The organism is Gordonia amarae NBRC 15530, from assembly GCF_000241345.1.
Lineage (GTDB): Bacteria > Actinomycetota > Actinomycetes > Mycobacteriales > Mycobacteriaceae > Gordonia > Gordonia amarae.
Map to the genome: position 1 here is coordinate 1 of NZ_BAED01000046.1, position 15,384 is coordinate 15,384.

The 15,384-nt window shown below is 69.2% G+C and carries 10 protein-coding genes; 3 read left to right on the top strand and 7 right to left on the bottom strand.

Going from position 1 to position 15,384, the window contains the following annotated elements:
• Positions 1-74: 74 nt before the first annotated feature.
• Complete coding sequence (locus GOAMR_RS12310; protein WP_005187905.1) at positions 75-1,730, bottom strand: AMP-binding protein; 1,656 nt, start codon at positions 1,728-1,730, stop codon at positions 75-77.
• Between the two features lie 331 nt (positions 1,731-2,061).
• On the opposite strand from GOAMR_RS12310, the gene GOAMR_RS12315 reads away from it, so the two are divergent.
• Positions 2,062-5,691, top strand: a complete 3,630-nt coding sequence (locus tag GOAMR_RS12315; protein ID WP_005187909.1) for an indolepyruvate ferredoxin oxidoreductase family protein — start codon at positions 2,062-2,064, stop codon at positions 5,689-5,691.
• A 165-nt stretch (positions 5,692-5,856) separates the two neighbouring features.
• Here GOAMR_RS12315 and atzF read toward each other — a convergent pair whose 3' ends face one another.
• The 5 genes from atzF to GOAMR_RS12340 are packed head-to-tail and all read right to left on the bottom strand — an operon-like array spanning position 5,857 to position 12,809.
• Positions 5,857-7,563, bottom strand: coding sequence for an allophanate hydrolase (gene atzF, locus GOAMR_RS12320; protein ID WP_005187910.1), 1,707 nt, complete (start codon positions 7,561-7,563; stop codon positions 5,857-5,859).
• A complete protein-coding gene (locus GOAMR_RS12325) occupies positions 7,560-9,608 on the bottom strand; it encodes a 5-oxoprolinase/urea amidolyase family protein (protein ID WP_005187913.1) in 2,049 nt (682 codons plus the stop codon). The genes atzF and GOAMR_RS12325 overlap by 4 nt, the downstream gene beginning before the upstream one ends.
• A gap of 2 nt (positions 9,609-9,610) precedes the next feature.
• A complete protein-coding gene (locus tag GOAMR_RS12330; RefSeq protein ID WP_005187916.1) occupies positions 9,611-10,285 on the bottom strand; it encodes an urea amidolyase associated protein UAAP2 in 675 nt (224 codons plus the stop codon).
• 39 nt (positions 10,286-10,324) lie between these two features.
• A complete protein-coding gene (locus GOAMR_RS12335) occupies positions 10,325-11,167 on the bottom strand; it encodes an urea amidolyase associated protein UAAP1 (RefSeq protein WP_005187920.1) in 843 nt (280 codons plus the stop codon).
• 52 nt (positions 11,168-11,219) lie between these two features.
• On the bottom strand, positions 11,220-12,809 hold the full coding sequence (locus GOAMR_RS12340; protein WP_040515137.1) for an amino acid permease: 1,590 nt from the start codon (positions 12,807-12,809) through the stop codon (positions 11,220-11,222).
• A 181-nt stretch (positions 12,810-12,990) separates the two neighbouring features.
• Here GOAMR_RS12340 and GOAMR_RS12345 point away from each other — a divergent pair, with 181 nt between their 5' ends.
• A complete protein-coding gene (locus GOAMR_RS12345; RefSeq protein ID WP_005187926.1) occupies positions 12,991-13,629 on the top strand; it encodes a TetR/AcrR family transcriptional regulator in 639 nt (212 codons plus the stop codon).
• Positions 13,630-13,649: 20 nt separating this feature from the next.
• Here GOAMR_RS12345 and GOAMR_RS25360 read toward each other — a convergent pair whose 3' ends face one another.
• Positions 13,650-14,702 (bottom strand): DUF5336 domain-containing protein, encoded by a 1,053-nt coding sequence (locus GOAMR_RS25360; RefSeq protein WP_244427398.1) that lies wholly within the window; start codon positions 14,700-14,702, stop codon positions 13,650-13,652.
• A gap of 161 nt (positions 14,703-14,863) precedes the next feature.
• On the opposite strand from GOAMR_RS25360, the gene GOAMR_RS12355 reads away from it, so the two are divergent.
• The gene (locus GOAMR_RS12355; RefSeq protein WP_040515138.1) at positions 14,864-15,367 is read left to right on the top strand and encodes a MarR family transcriptional regulator; all 504 of its coding nucleotides are present in this window, start codon (positions 14,864-14,866) and stop codon (positions 15,365-15,367) included.
• The last annotated feature ends 17 nt before the right edge of the window (positions 15,368-15,384 follow it).

Consider the following 15,384-nt stretch of genomic DNA (forward strand, 5'->3'; position numbering starts at 1 on the left):
TGACCACCCCCTCGTCGCTTCGGCCTCAGGGAACAAGAAGGGTGACCACCCCCTCGTCGCTTCGGCCTCAGGGATCAAGAAGGGGGGTCGCCGAGGAGGCCCATCGATTCCTCGCGCATGGCCACCTTGCGGATCTTGCCGGTGACCGTCATCGGGAAGGCCTCGACGATGTGGACGTAGCGGGGAATCTTGTGCCGGGCGATCTTGCCGGTGGCGAACTCGCGGACCTGCTCGACGGTGAGCCCTGAGGCGCCGTCGCGCAGCCGGATCCACGCCATCAGCTCCTCGCCGTAGGAGTCGTCGGGGACGCCGATGACCTGGGCGTCGAGGATGTCGGGGTGGGTGTAGAGGAACTCCTCGATCTCACGGGGGTAGATGTTCTCGCCGCCCCGGATCACCATGTCCTTGATGCGGCCGGTGATCTCCACGTAGCCGTTCTCGCGCATCACCGCCAGGTCGCCGGTGCGCATCCAGCCGTCGGCGTCGATGGCCTCGGCGGTCTTGTCGGGCTGGTCCCAGTAGCCCTTCATCACCGAATAGCCGCGGGTACAGAACTCACCGACCCGCCCGCGCGGCACGGTCTCGCCGGTCACCGGGTCGATCATCTTGATCTCCAGGTGCGGCCCCACCCGGCCCACGGTGCCCACCCGCAGTTCCAGCGGGTCGTCGGTCCGGGTCTGCATCGAGACCGGCGAGGTCTCGGTCATGCCGTAGCAGATCGACACCTGCGACATGTGCATCTCGTCGACTACCCGGCGCATCACGGCCTCGGGGCAGGGCGAGCCGGCCATGATGCCGGTCCGCAAGGAGGACAGATCGTATGCTGCCGAACCCGCGTGATCGAGCAGGTCGAGTTCGGCGATGAACATCGTGGGCACCCCGTACAGGCTGGTGCAGCGGTGGCGTTCGACGGCCCGCAGCGTGGCCTCCGGATCGAAGGCCGGCGCCGGAATCACCATGGCCGCACCATGACTGGTGGCCGCGAGATTGCCCATCACCATGCCGAAGCAGTGATAGAACGGCACCGGCAGGCAGATCCGGTCGGTGTCGGTGTATTCGAGCAACTCCCCCACGAGATACCCGTTGTTGCCGATATTGCGGTGGCTGAGAGTGGCCCCTTTGGGGAAACCGGTTGTGCCGGAGGTGTATTGGATGTTGATCGGATCGTCTGGTGAGAGCGACGCCGCGATCTGCCCGACTCGGGCCGCCTCGTCGGGGGCCGGTTCGCTCAGCATCGCCTGCCATCCGGGCGAGTCGAACAGCACCACCTCACGCAACCCGGGACAGGCGGGTTGCGCCTGCCCGAGCATCGCGGCGTACTCCGAGTCCTTGAACCGGTCGGTGGCCAGCACGACGCTCACCCCCGCCTGGTTGAGCACGTACTCGAGTTCGGTCTGCCGGTAGGCGGGGTTGATGTTGACCAGGATCGCCCCGATCTCGGCGGTCGCGTACTGCACGATCACCCACTCGGCCCGGTTCGGCGACCACAGCCCCACCCGGTCACCCGTGTCCACCCCGATCCGCAGCAACCCAGCCGCCACGGCCCGTACGTCTCGGTGGAACTCCTCGTACGTCCAGCTGCGGTCGGCAGCCGGATCGCCCTGGCCCGCGTCGACCAGCGCCAGGTTGCCGCCATATGCCCGAGTGGTCCGGGCGAGGGTGGCACCGATTGTCTCGGTGAGCAGGGCGGGCGTGTCCTCGCCCTTGGCGTATGACGTCTCGACGGCCATGTGTCCCCTTCTCGCCTGAAAATGGGTGTTTACGCGGCAAGCTCTGCCACCACGCTACGCCCGCGCGTGTGTCGTGGAACACAGTTATCGGCAAACCCCAGCCATCCGGGCAGCCCGGGACCTGGAACCTCACACCGGGTCCGGGTAGTCCATCCGAAGCACATCGGACAACGCCTACCTGTACCGATGCGAACATTGGTGTGACAGATCACACCCGGGGCCTACGATGGCGGAGAGCCCACCACCCCCGGGCTCGACCACGACACAGTGTCTCCGGTGGCCACCACGAACCGGCCGCCGGAGTCGACGCAAGAGAAGGCCTGGTGATCCCATGACCATCGCGAACGAACGTCCAGCCCGTCTGTCGTGTACCGATACCCTCGACGACCGGTACACCCGCGAGGACGGCACCATCTACCTCCCCGGCATCGCCGCGCTCGTCCGGATGATCGCCGACCGCACCCGCATCGACCGTACGCTCGGATTGCGCACCGCGTCGTTCGTCTCCGGCTACGAAGGGTCACCGCTCGCCGGATTCGACCTCGAACTCGGCCGCCGCCGCGGACTGCTCGAACCGCTGAACGTGGTGCACCGCCCCGGTCTCAACGAGGAACTCGCCGCCACGTCCGTGATGGGTTCGCAGCTCGCGGCCGGTGTCGGCCTGCGCGCCGACTCACCCGTCGACGGGGTCGTCGGCTACTGGTATGGCAAGGCCCCGGGCCTCGACAGGGCGACCGACGCGATCCGGCACGCCAATCTCGTCGGCGCGCACCCCGACGGCGGTGCCGTGGCGATCGTCGGCGACGACCCGGGCGCCAAGAGTTCCACCGTGCCGTCGGCGTCGGAGATGGCGCTGGCAGACCTGTACCTGCCCACCCTGTACCCCGCCGATTCGCAGGACATCCTCGACTTCGGGGTGCACGCGGCGCTGATGAGCCGGGCCTCCGGCCTGTGGACGGCGCTCAAGATCTCGGCGCACGTGGCCGACGGCGCGTCGACCGCGGTGGTCCATCCCGACCGGCTCGTGCCGAAACTGATCGGCCGCAGTCCGCACGTCCCGAGCGGCCGGTTGCTCGGCGCATCGCTGATGGAGCTGGAACAAAATCAGCTCACCATCCGCATCCCGCGCGCTCTCGAATACGCGCGGCGCAACCGGATCAACCGGATCGTGGTGAGCTCGCCCGACGACCGCATCGGTATCGTCGCCGCCGGCAAGACCTACCTCGACGTACGGAACGCGTTGCGGCTGTTCGGGATCACCGATGCCGACCTGCGCCGGCTCGGTATCCGGATCCTCAAGCTGGGCATGGTCTATCCGCTGGACCGGGACATCGTGCACGAGTTCGTCGGCGACACCGCGGCCGGGCGCGGACTCGACGAGATCATCGTCGTCGAAGAGAAGCGCGACTTCATCGAAACCATGTTGCGCGACATCCTCTTCCGGCATCCGGGGGCGCCCGCGATCGTCGGCAAAGCCAACGAGGACGGCTCCACCCTGTTCTCCCGCTTCGGTGAACTCGACGTCGACGCCGTGACCCGCGCTCTGGCGGGCAGGCTGTCGCGGCATCACGACGTCCCGGCCGCCCGGTCGTGGCTGGACAACGCGGCGCGCACCCGGACCCGCATCGAGCTGCCGCTGGCGGTACGAACCCCGTACTTCTGCTCGGGTTGCCCGCATAACAGTTCCACCAAGGTCGCCGACGGCACCTTGGTGGGCGCCGGGATCGGTTGTCACGCCATGGTTCTGCTCATGGATCCGCGGCAGGTGGGTGACGTGGTGGGCACCACCCAGATGGGTGGCGAGGGTGCGCAGTGGATCGGGATGGCACCGTTCGTGTCCCAGGACCATTTCGTGCAGAACATCGGCGACGGGACGTTCGCGCATTCGGGGTCGCTCGCGCTGCGCGCCGCGGTGGCCTCGGGTGAGAACATCACCTACAAACTGCTCTACAACGGCACCGTCGCGATGACCGGCGGGCAGGAGGCGATCGGCGGCCCCGACCTCGCCGACCTGGTGACGCTTCTCGCGTCCGAGGGTGTCGCGCAGGTGGTGGTGACCTCCGATGATCCAGACCGCACCCGGAAGATGCTGCGCGGTACCGCTTCCGGCGTGAAGGTGCGGCACCGCGACGAGCTGCTCGCCGCTCAGACCGAACTCGCCGCGATCCCCGGCGTCACCGTGCTCATCCACGATCAGCAGTGCGCCGCCGACAAGCGCCGTAAACGCAAGCGCGGCAAGCAGGACACCCCCACCACCCGGGTGATGATCAACGAGCGTATCTGCGAGGGATGCGGCGACTGCGGCCGCAAATCGAACTGTCTGTCGGTGCAGCCGGTGGACACCGAGTTCGGCCGCAAGACCCGCATCGACGAGAGCTCCTGCAATCTCGACTACTCGTGCCTCGACGGCGACTGCCCGGCGTTCGTGACCGTCACCCCGGGGACGCATCGGGACCGCACACCCGTCAATGATCTCCCCCCGATGCCTGAGGTGCCCCCGTCGCTGGTTGAGGTGCGAGGTACGAGCCTCGAAACCCCGCAAGCGGACAACGTCGTCTCACCGGGTTTCGAGGCTCGTCGCCTAGCGGCTCGTCGCACCTCAACCGACAACGGGGCGAGCGGGACGTTCTCGATGCGGATCACCGGGATCGGCGGAACCGGGGTGGTGACGATCTCGCAGGTGATCGCCACAGCGGCGACACTGGACGGGCGGTCGGCCCGGACCGTCGACATGACGGGACTGGCCCAGAAGGGCGGCGCCGTGGTCAGCGACGTGAAGATCAGCGACCAGCCGGTGGAGCAGGCCGCGAAGGTGGCCGCCCGCACCTGCGACCTGTACCTGGTGTGCGATTCGCTGGTCGGCACCGATCCGGTGAATCTCAAGGTGGCAGAGGCACATCGGACGGTCGCGGTGGTGTCCACCACCAAGATGCCTACCGGCGCGATGGTCATCGACACCAAGGTCGGCTTCCCCGCCGACGCGGCCGTGCATTCGGCGATCGACGAACATGTGGCGCGGGCGGTGTACCTGGACGCGGTGGCAACCAGCGACGCCCTGTTCGGCGACGAACAGTTCGCCAACATGCTGCTGGTCGGGGCCGCCTGCCAGAGCGGGGCGTTGCCGGTGAGCGCGGCGTCGATCGAGCGGGCGATCGAACTGAACGGGGTGGCGGTGGCCACCAACGTGCAGGCGTTCCGGCGGGGCCGGCAGTCGGTGGCCGACCCGGATGCGCTTACGGCCGTGCTTGATTCCAGGTCATCGCACAACGAGGTGGAGCCGTCGCCGGATGCGCTGCGGGCGGTGCTGTCGGCGGGGATCACCGATCCCGTGGTCAGCGCGGTGACCGTCCGGCGGTACGAGGAGCTGATCGCCTACGCCGACCGCGACTACGCGCGGGCGTATCTGGCACTGGTGGCCCGTGTCGACCGCTCCGGCCTCGGCGACGGCGTCACCGAGGCCGTGGCCCGCTACCTGTACAAGCTGATGGCCTACAAGGACGAGTACGAGGTGGCCCGGCTGACCGCCGACCCGGAATTCGCCGAGACCGTCGCCCACACCTACGGCGACGACGCGTCGACCTCGGTGCGGCTGCACCCGCCGACGCTGCGGGCGGTGGGCATCGACCACAAGGTGGGCTTCGGCAAGTGGACGCGACCGGCACTGACAGGGCTGGCCCGGATGAAGCGGCTACGCGGCACCACACTGGATCCGTTCGGGCACACCGAGGTACGCCGCACCGAACGGGAGTTGATCGGTGAGTACCGGGACGTGGTCGACCGGGTGCTGCGGGCGTGGCGGGACGGCACGATCGGGGCCGCCGATGTGCCCGCGGTCATCGAGATGCTGTCCCTGCCCGACATGGTCCGCGGCTACGAGCACATCAAACTCGACAACGTGGCCCGCTACCGGGACACCCTGCGCCGCACCATGACCGAAGTTCTCGGCCCCTTCGCCGGTTGAGGTGCGAGCTCGCGAGCCTCGAAACCCCGCAAGCCGACAATGTGGCGGTTTCTAGTGGTCGTCGTCTCACCGGGTTTCGAGGCTCGTCGCTTGCGCTCCTCACACCTCAACCGGCGGGGAACGGTACCTCAACCAGCGGCGGGACAACGCAACCCGCGGGGCACCTCAACGTGGGGAAGTGGGCAGGGGCCAGCGGTCGGTGTCCAGCGGGGTGGCCGATTCGCCGGCGTCGGCGGCGCAGCCGAAGCCGACCACCCAGCGGCCGTCGTCGAGTTCGACCTTGCCCAGCGTCATCGGGTAGGGCAGTGCGGCCAGGAACTCGCCGAGGGCGTCCGGGGGCAGGTGCCAGATCTCGCCACGGATGCCGCGGCCCTCGCCGGGTTCGCGGATCAGACCGGGCTTGGGTGGCGCCGTCTCCAGCGCCACCAGCCGGTACCACGGTGCGGTGCGCACCTGGCCCACCCAGCGGGCTCCGCGCGAGGACAGTTCGTGGGTGAGCGGCCCGGTCCGCATGTGCGCACCGAACACCGCCAGCTCGACGGCGGGGGCACCGGCCCGCTCGGGCCACGCCCGCTGCTGCTCGGGCATACCCGCGAACCGTCGCGCCAGGTCGGTGATCAGTGCGTCGTGGTGGGTCCGGCCGAGGAAGGTCACACCGAATTGCGCGGTGCTGCCATCGTGTTCGTCGACGGTGCCCGCCGGGACCGCCACCGCGCACAGGTCGAAGAGGTTGCAGAAGTTGGTGTACGTGCCCATCCGGGAGTTCACCCCGACCGGATCGGCCGCGACCTCGTCGATCGTGGGATGGAAGGGGGCGGTGGGTACCAGCAGCGCATCGATGCCGTCGAGCTGCGCCGTCGCCTCGGTCCGCAGGCCGTCGAGCTTGCGGTGCGCACGCAGCAGGTCGACCGCGGAGAATCGGGCCGCCGCCGAGACGATCCCGGCTACGGTCGGGTCCACCCCGGCACGATCATCGCCGGCCCCGCCTTCGTCGACTCCGGCGAGGAAATCACCGACGGCCTCGGAGCGTTCGGCGACGAGCGCATCCCCGTACAGCAGTGTCGCGGCGGCGAGAAAGGCCGACAGGTCGACGGCTTTGACGCTCATCCCGCATGCCTGCGCACGGGTCACCGCGTCGGCGAAGGCCGCCCGCCAGGCATCATCGAGCTCGGGTAGTTCCGCCGGGATCGCGACCACCGGCTGTTCGGGAGCCGCCAGCGGGATCCGGCCCGCGGTACCGCCGAAGGCACGGGGGCCGTGGGCTGTGGCCATCACGGCCATCGCCCGGTCGGCGAGGTCGACGTCGGCGGCGAAGACGGTCACCGCGTCGTAGCTCGCGCATGCGGGCACCACCCCGCGGGTGGAGACCACGCCCAGGGTCGGTTTGATACCGACGATGCCCTGCAGGCCCGCCGGGATCCGTCCCGACCCGGCGGTATCGGTGCCGATGGCGATGTCGGCGAAGCCGAGGGCCACCGCCACCGCCGAACCGGAGCTCGAACCACCGGAGATGCGGTCGGGGCGACGCGAATCCCGCACCGCTCCATAGGGACTGCGGGTACCGACGAGGCCGGTGGCGAACTGGTCCAGGTTGGTCTTGCCGATGACCACCGCCCCCGCCGCCCGCAGCGCCGCCACCACGGGCGCGTCGGCGGTAGGCGGGTAGGCGAACCCGGGGCAGGCCGCGGTGGTGGGCAGGCCGGCGACGTCCACATTGTCCTTGACGGCCACGATGATTCCCGCCAGCGGACCGTTCGCCGCGACCGACGCCCGGTAGTCGCGTTCGACGTCGAGGGCTTCGCGCAGTGAGATGAACACCTCCGGCCGCTCGGCGGCGGCGATGGCCCGGTAGATCTCGGCGATCCTGCTCATGCGACCTTCTCCTCCCGGTCGGCCGCATCCGGTGCCGCACCAGATTCGGTTGTGCTGTCCGCGAACTCACCCTGGAGCGACCAGCGCTGCCGTTCCTCGGCGCGGGCCTGTTCCATCAGCATCCGCTGCGCGGCGATGTCGTTGGCGTTGGCGTCGAGGAAGCGCTGGTGTTCGGCGAGGGAGAACGTGGTGTCGGTGAACCGCATCGCGTCGCCCCGGCCGGCCGCGACGTCGGCACGCATGTCGAGCAGTTCGTCGGCACCCACCGGATACCACCGGATCTGGTCGAAGAACCGCAGCAGCCAGGGGTGCTGCGGATCGAATCCGGGAGTGGGCAACGGGTGCCGGTGATTCCACACCTGCGTGGTGCGGCCGACGAACTGGTATCCGCCGGGACCCTCCATCCCGTACACGCACAGGTATGCCCCGCCGATGCCGACGGCGTTCTCCGGGGTCCAGGTGCGCGCCGGATTGTACTTGGTGGTCACCAACCGGTGCCGTGGGTCGAGCGGAACCGCCACCGGCGCACCGAGATACACATCTCCCAGGCCCAGCACCAGGTAGCTCGCATCGAATACGGTGCGGTATACGGCATCGACCGAGCCCAGCCCGTTCATCCGGCGGATGAACTCGATGTTCCACGGGCACCACGGCGCATCCGACCGCACCCCGAGCATGTACCGTTCGATGGCCTCCCGGGTCGCCGGATCGTCCCACGACAGCGGCAGTTCGACGATGCGGCTGGGCACCACGAGGTCATCGGCGGCGGGCAACTGGCTCTCGCATTCGGCGAGCCAATCCAGCAGCTTGTGCTGCGGCAGCACATCGGGATTCACCTTCACCTGCAGCGACCGGATGCCTGGGGTGAGATCGAGCAGCCCGGACGGCTTCTCGGCCTCGATCCGCTCCGCGAGCGCGTGCACCCGGGCCCGCAGCGCGAGATCCAGTGTCATGTCGCCGTATTCGACAAGAATATTGTCATCGCCCGAGCGCCGGTAGGTGACGGACGTGTCGCCGTCGCGGGTGCGGCCGGTGGACAGCACACCCGCGTCCTCGTCGCCGCCGGGTGAGAGCACGTCGACGAAGTGGGCACGGCGCCCGGCGCCGGTGGTGGCCGGGGACGCGGTGTGCGCGGACCGGACCGGCACGAAACGCACTGTGTCACCGGGCTTGAGCTGCCCGATCTTCCAGCGCTGCGCGCTCACCACCGTCACCGGGCACACGAAACCGCCGAGGCTCGGGCCGTCCGGGCCGAGCAGGATCGGGGTGTCACCGGTGAAGTCGAGCGCACCCACCGAGTACGCGGTGTCGTGGATGTTCGACGGGTGCAGACCGGCCTCGCCGCCGTCGGCGCGCGCCCAGCGCGGTTGCGGCCCGATCAGCCGGATACCGGTGCGGTCGGAGTTGAAATGCACCTCGTAGGCCGTGCCCAGCAGATCGTCGATGTCGGTGTCGGTGAAGAACTCCGGCGCGCCGTGCGGGCCCATGGTCACCGCGAGCTGCCAGTCGTTGCTGAGGGCGGGCTGTTCGTCGCTCAGGATCCGGCGCGGTGCGCGTTCTGCGGTGCCTGCGCCAGAACAGCTGAGGGTGTCGCCGTCGACGAGGACGCGGCCGTCGTGCCCGCCGAACCGGCCCAGGGTGAAGGTGGCCCGGCTGCCCAGATACTCCTGTGCGCCGATGCCGCCGGCGATCGCGATGTAGACACGCATCCCCAGCTCGCCGACGGCGCCGACGTCGAGGACCTCACCCGCGGCGACGTGCAGCGGAACCCATTGCGGCACGACCCTTCCCGCGATGGTGACCCGAACCGGAGCGCCGGTCACGGCCACCACCACGGCCTCGTCGAAACGCAGCGACGGCCCGGCGAGCGTGGCCTCCAGACCGGCCGCACCTTCGGGGTTGCCGACGGCCAGGTTGGCCAGCCGGAACGACAGGTCGTCCATCGGACCCGACGGCGGCACCCCGACCTTCCAGTAACCGAGCCGCCCGGGCCAGTCCTGGACCGTCGTCATCGGGCCCGCCCGCAACACCTCACACGTCGTCACGGTTACGCAACTCCCTCGGGACGGGTGATGATCAGCCGGATCGCGGTGGGGTCGAAACCGTTGCACGGGTTGTTGATCTGTGGGCAGTTGGAGATCAGCACCAGGGTGTCGGCATCGGCACGCAACGCCAGCCGCTTACCGGGCGCCGACAGCCCGTCGACGATGCCGAGCGAACCGTCGGCATCGATGGGCACGTTCATGAAGAAGTTGACGTTGCCCACCAGGTCGGCCTTGCCCAGGCCATGCCGGCTGCCCTCGATCAGGAAGTTCTCGACGCAGGCGTGCTGATGTTTGGTGTGGTGGCCGTAGCGCAGGGTGTTGGACTCCTGCGAGCAGGCACCGCCGAGGGTGTCGTGGTTGCCCACCTCGTCGGCGACGATCGTCATCATCGGCTGCGATTCCTGGTCACGGATCACCGATCCGGCGGTGAGGAAGATGTTGCCCTGCGCGGCGATCGTCGTCTGCGCCGAGTACCGCACCGCATGGTCGGCGGCACCGTAGAAGAGGGTGTCGACGGCCTGATTCCCGTACAGGTCGACGATCGTCAGCGTGTCGCCCGCCGCCACGACGCCGGACCAGGGGGCGCGGTCGGTGACGATCACATCGGCGATGACCTCCCCTCCGGCGAGGGCGAGGTCCTGCGGTGCCGGCGAGGCGACATCCGTTGCGGTGGTCATGAATTCTCCTTGAAAGTGGTGGGTCGGTCTCACTGCGCGCTACGCGAAGTGAGCTGCTGCCCAGGCGTCTTCGCTGTTGGCCACGGCCCGGCCGTATTCGGGTTCGCGGTCGGCGGCGCCCGCGATCACGGCGTCGAGGTCGCTCTCGGCCCGCCAGGCGAGCACTTCGACGGGGCCGGTGCTGAATTCGGGTGCGGGATCGAGCGGGTGCGCGGTGTTGGCGATGGCCACGATGCACGGCAGGTGCAGGATCAACTCCACCGACGCGTCCGGTCCGGCGGTGCCCGTCGAGGTGAGCGCTCCGTCGGCACCCGCGACGACCCCGTGGAAGAACGACACCGACGGCGGTACGTCGGTGGGTGTCAGGCCGTTCTTGGCGGCCGAGAGGAGAAACAGCTCACGGCCGGCAGGGCTGGCCGAATGAACCTCTCCCGCACCATACTTCGCGGCGTTTCCAGCGAGAGTGGTGGTGCCGCAGAGCGCGTCGTGATGCCCCGAGCCGTCGGCGACGACGGTGGCCAGCACACGGCCCTGGTCGCTGAGCAGCGGATGCCCCTCACCGAGGTAGGCCTGCCACGGCACCTTCACGGTGTCGGCCACGTTGAGCCGCTCCCACGGTGCGTCGGCGCGCCAGAGCAGCACATGGGCACTCGCCCGGCCGTCGATGTCTCGCAGGCGGATCCGGGTGCCGCGGGCGAGCACCTTGGTGGTGTAGCGCCCGCCGGGCACGGTCTCGGCCCAGGTGAGGTGGGCCGCGGCGACACCCTCCGGCGACGTGGGCCAGTCCCGGGCCGGGACGACCGGCATCGAGTCGGTGATGCCTGCCGCCTGCGCGCGGGCATGGTCCCGGGCGCCCGCGGTGGTGGCGGTATCTGTGGTCACGATCTGTACTCCTGAAAGCTGTTGGGAAGAAGCGATTTTCGAAAGACCAACGCTAGCTGCCGGCTGTCACGGGCCGCGGATGTTCCTTGCCGCGCGGGTAGCAGGCGATGCCGACGACGGTGGTGGCGACGATGCAGATCGGTCCGGCCCAGCGCAGGATGGGCATATCACCGGCCGGGTCGAAGACCTCGGCGCGCGGCCAGGCGAGATTGACCACCATCAGCGCGCCATAGATCACCGCCAGCAGGTTGACGACGACGCCGAACCGGCCGAGGCTGAACAGCTTCTTGCCTTCGGCGTCCACGGCGGGGGCCGAGTCGGTCCCACGGCGCGGCCACCCCTGCAGCCGCCGGTACAGCATCGGTCCGGTGACCGCGAGGTAGGCGAGGTAGATCAGGATGATGCAGACGCTGGCGAGGGTGGTGAAGATGGCCGCGTTACCGACGTTGACCAGCAGCACCGCGATGCACAGCACCCCGATGAGGATCGACGGCGCGATGGGGGTTCCGGTGCGTTCGTTGATGTGCGAGAGCTGCTTGGAGAACGGGAGCCTGCCGTCGCGGGCCATCGAGAACATCAGCCGCGAGCAGGCGGTCTGGATCGCGAGGGTGCAGATGAGGATCGCGACCGCGACATCGCAAAGCAGTACCTTGCCCCAGAAGCTGCCGAGAACCGAGTCGAGCACGTACGGCAGGCCACCGGTCGCGAGTTCGTCGTCGAGAGTGGGTGCGGCCATCAGCGCGCCGAGCAGCATCAGTCCACCGCCGACCGCCGACACGGTGAGTGCGAGGCGGATGGTGCGCGGTGCCACGCGGCGGGGATTGTGGGTTTCCTCGGCGAGTTCACCGGCCGAGCCGAAACCGACCATGACGTAGGCGGCCATGAGGCCCGAGACGATGAACGCCCAGATGTAGCCGGGCGCCTCGCCGGGGGCACCCGTGTCGAAGACGACGTCGGGACCGCGCTTGGCGTGGGTGAACAGGGCCAGCACCACGGCGGTGACGCCGATGAGTTCACAGGTGACGCCGACACTGTTGACCCGGCTCATCCAGCGCACACCCACACAGTTGATGGTGGTCACGATCACCAGCAGCACCGACCCGAGCAGGACGGCGTTGGCCGCGCCGCTGGTGCTGGTCAGCGCACTGTCGTCGCCGATGATCTGGAAGCCAGACCAGACGGTCGGCAGCACCACCTGCAGGGCGATGGCCGCGGCGGAGGCGGTCACGATCTGCGCGATGATCATGAACCAGCCGCCGAACCAGCCGATCACCTCCCCGCCCATGCGCCGCGACCACTGGTAGATCGCACCGGAGATCGGATACCGCGCCGCGATCTCGGCGAAGCACAGCGCCACCAGGAACTGGCCGGCATAGACGATCGGCCAGGTCCAGAAGAACGCCGGACCGCCGAAGCCGAAGCCCAGCCCGAAGAGCTGGAAGATCGTGGTGAGAATCGAGACGAAAGAGAAGCCGGCGGCGAACGACGCGAACTTGCCGAGGGATCGGTGCAGTTGCTGGTGGTAGCCGAGCTCGGAGAGGTCGTCGGCGTCGGTGGCCATCGGCCTCCCTTCCGGCGATTCGCCTTCTCGTGGACCGTACGAGGGGGCCGATTCGGGTGTGGCTGTGGTGGTCATGAGCATCCTCACCGGGTCGTGAAGGCTCGTCGTCGAGCCAGGTATCTGTCGAGTGATAGATAACTCCCGACCCTTTTCTGTCAAATGACAGAAATGTTGCGGGAACACTACGGCTCGCTACGGTTGCGTTACGCGCGTCACCTCGCTCCCCGATCGGCACCGGTGCCGGTGGCCTAGGCTGGTTCACATGCCACGGCCACCAGCGACCGCCGACACCGATCGGGTTCAGGCGGGCCCGGGACGGCCGCGACTCGTCCAGCCCAAACGCTCCGGATCCACCGCGCGCGACGAGATCCTCGACGCGGCCGCGGAACTGTTCACCACTCTCGGATTCACGGCGACCTCAACCCGCAAGATAGCCGACGCCGTCGGCATCCGGCAGGCCTCGCTGTACCACTATTTCGCCACCAAGGACGACATCCTGGCCGCGCTCCTGGACACCACTGTCGCCGGATCACTCGACCAGGCCCGGCGGCTGCTCGCCGGCGACGGACCCGCCATGGACCGGCTCCTCGAACTGGCCCGACTCGACATCGAACAGCTCGTCGCAAGTCGCTGGAACCTCGGTGCGCTCTACCTGCTGCCCGAGATCTCCGCGGAACGGTTCGATGACTTCCGCCGCTCCCGGACCGATCTCGCCGCCGTCTACGCCGACCTCGCCGGTCAGGCCGTCGGCGACAAGGGCGACCCACGCACGGCGATCCCGTTCCGGGTCGTCGAGTCGGTGATCATGGTGCGCGCCGACGAGGCGCGCGGTGAGGCGGGCCCGCACACCGCCGCCGCGCTCATCGACACCCTCGTCGACGCGATCGGCCGGATTCTGTAGGGAGACACCGCCGTAGGTGGTCAGGTCCGTTCGAGGCCCTGCACGAAGGCCGCGGCCACCAGCGCCGCGGCCTGCAGGAAGCCGAAGATCAGGGCGATGATCGCGCCCGCTCCGAGGTCGACGACGCCGGGCAGCGCGAGCGCCGCCGACAGCAGCGCGAACCATCCGCCGGAGGCGAGCACGGCCAGCAACGGCAGCGCCCGCCGGTAGGCCGGCACCACCAGCAGCACCGCTGCCACCGCGAGCGCACCCATCAGGATCAGGAACTTGCCCGGGTTGAGCAGCACCTCGTAGGAGAAGAAGCCGGGGATGCCCGTCAGGTCCTCACCCCACCGGCTCAGGTCGTCCTCGGTCGTGGTGGCGTCGAACGACACCCAGTCGACGAAGCCCATCGTGTAGGTGACCAGGCCGGCGACCGCCGAGATCAGTACCAGGATGGTCGACCGGCTCAGCAGGCCCGGCCGGCGCGTCGTACACGGCGGCGGGCTGCCCGGCTGCGGGCCGACGGGCGGGAGGGCACCGGTGTGCGGGCCACCGCCCGGGGGGCCACCGAACTGGGGGCCGCCGAACTGGGGGCCGCCGGAGGCCGGGTAGCCGCCCTGATTGAAGACCGGCTGGGCGGGTCCGGGACCGTACTGCGCAGGCAACGGCTGGCTGGGCGGCTGCGCGGGAAAGGGCTGGCTCGGTGGCTGCACCGGGAACGGCCGGCTGGGCGGCTGGGCGGGGAACGGCCGGCTCTGCGGCGGGTGACCGGCCGGCTGCTGCGTCAGCGGGCCGCGCGGGGCCGGTCCACCCGGCCGGCCGGTGAAGCCGCCACCGGCGGTGGTCGGCCCGGGACCACCCGCCTGCGTGCCCGACTGCAGCGGGTCGGTGGCCGGTGGTCCGCCCGGACCCTGATCTCCGGGGATCGGCCGGAAATCGTCGACCTCCGGGGCGCGGAACCGTCCCGACTGGGGGTCATGACGCCGGACGTCGTGACGCTGGGGGTCGGTGGTCGGGGGTTCGGGCCGCGCGGCGTCCGGCCTCAAGGGGTCTGGCCTGAGGGGGTCGGGCTGGGGGCTGTGTCCGGTCACGGATTCCATCGTAGAGCCGGTAACGGCGGCTGCGAACGGCTTCGCCGGGTGCATTCGCCGACGGGCGCCTGGTGGCATACCTGGCCTTCGGCCACCGGAATCGACGGTGCGGGCGCTGAGAATCGGCCGTGCGAGCACGGGGTCCGGTTAGTCTGATCCCCATGGCCGGGCGCAGCATGAGTTTCGATCCCATCGAGGAAGCTCGGATGAATTGGACCGAAGCGGGCTGGGGCGAGGTCGCCGACGGCATGGTCGCGGTCACCTCCGTCATGCGTGCCCACCAAATCCTGCTGGCCCGGGTCGAGGCGGTACTACGACCCTACGATCTCACCTTCGCCAGGTACGAACTGCTTCGGCTGCTGGCCTTTTCACGCAGCGGCTCACTGCCCATCACCAAGGCCTCGGACCGCCTGCAGGTGCACGTCACCAGCGTCACCCACGCCATCCGCAGGCTGGAGGAGACGGGACTGGTCGGACGCCGGCCCCACCCCACCGACGGGCGCACGACGCTGGTGGAGATCAGCGACGTGGGCCGGTCCACCGCCGAGGAGGCCACCACCGCGCTCAACCGCGAGGTCTTCGGCAATGTCGGCATCCCCTCCGAACAGATCACCGGCCTCGTGGCCGCGATCAATTCGCTGCGCCACGAGGCCGGAGATTTCTGAGTTTCCGCTGTCCCGAC

Bases quoted from the DNA above. Each gene is read 5' to 3' on its own strand.
- GOAMR_RS12310 (WP_005187905.1), bottom strand. From the start codon at position 1,730: ATGGCCGTCGAGACGTCATACGCCAAGGGCGAGGACACGCCCGCCCTG.
- GOAMR_RS12315 (WP_005187909.1), top strand. From the start codon at position 2,062: ATGACCATCGCGAACGAACGTCCAGCCCGTCTGTCGTGTACCGATACC.
- atzF (WP_005187910.1), bottom strand. From the start codon at position 7,563: ATGAGCAGGATCGCCGAGATCTACCGGGCCATCGCCGCCGCCGAGCGG.
- GOAMR_RS12330 (WP_005187916.1), bottom strand. From the start codon at position 10,285: ATGACCACCGCAACGGATGTCGCCTCGCCGGCACCGCAGGACCTCGCC.
- GOAMR_RS12340 (WP_040515137.1), bottom strand. From the start codon at position 12,809: ATGCTCATGACCACCACAGCCACACCCGAATCGGCCCCCTCGTACGGT.
- GOAMR_RS12345 (WP_005187926.1), top strand. From the start codon at position 12,991: ATGCCACGGCCACCAGCGACCGCCGACACCGATCGGGTTCAGGCGGGC.
- GOAMR_RS12355 (WP_040515138.1), top strand. From the start codon at position 14,864: ATGGCCGGGCGCAGCATGAGTTTCGATCCCATCGAGGAAGCTCGGATG.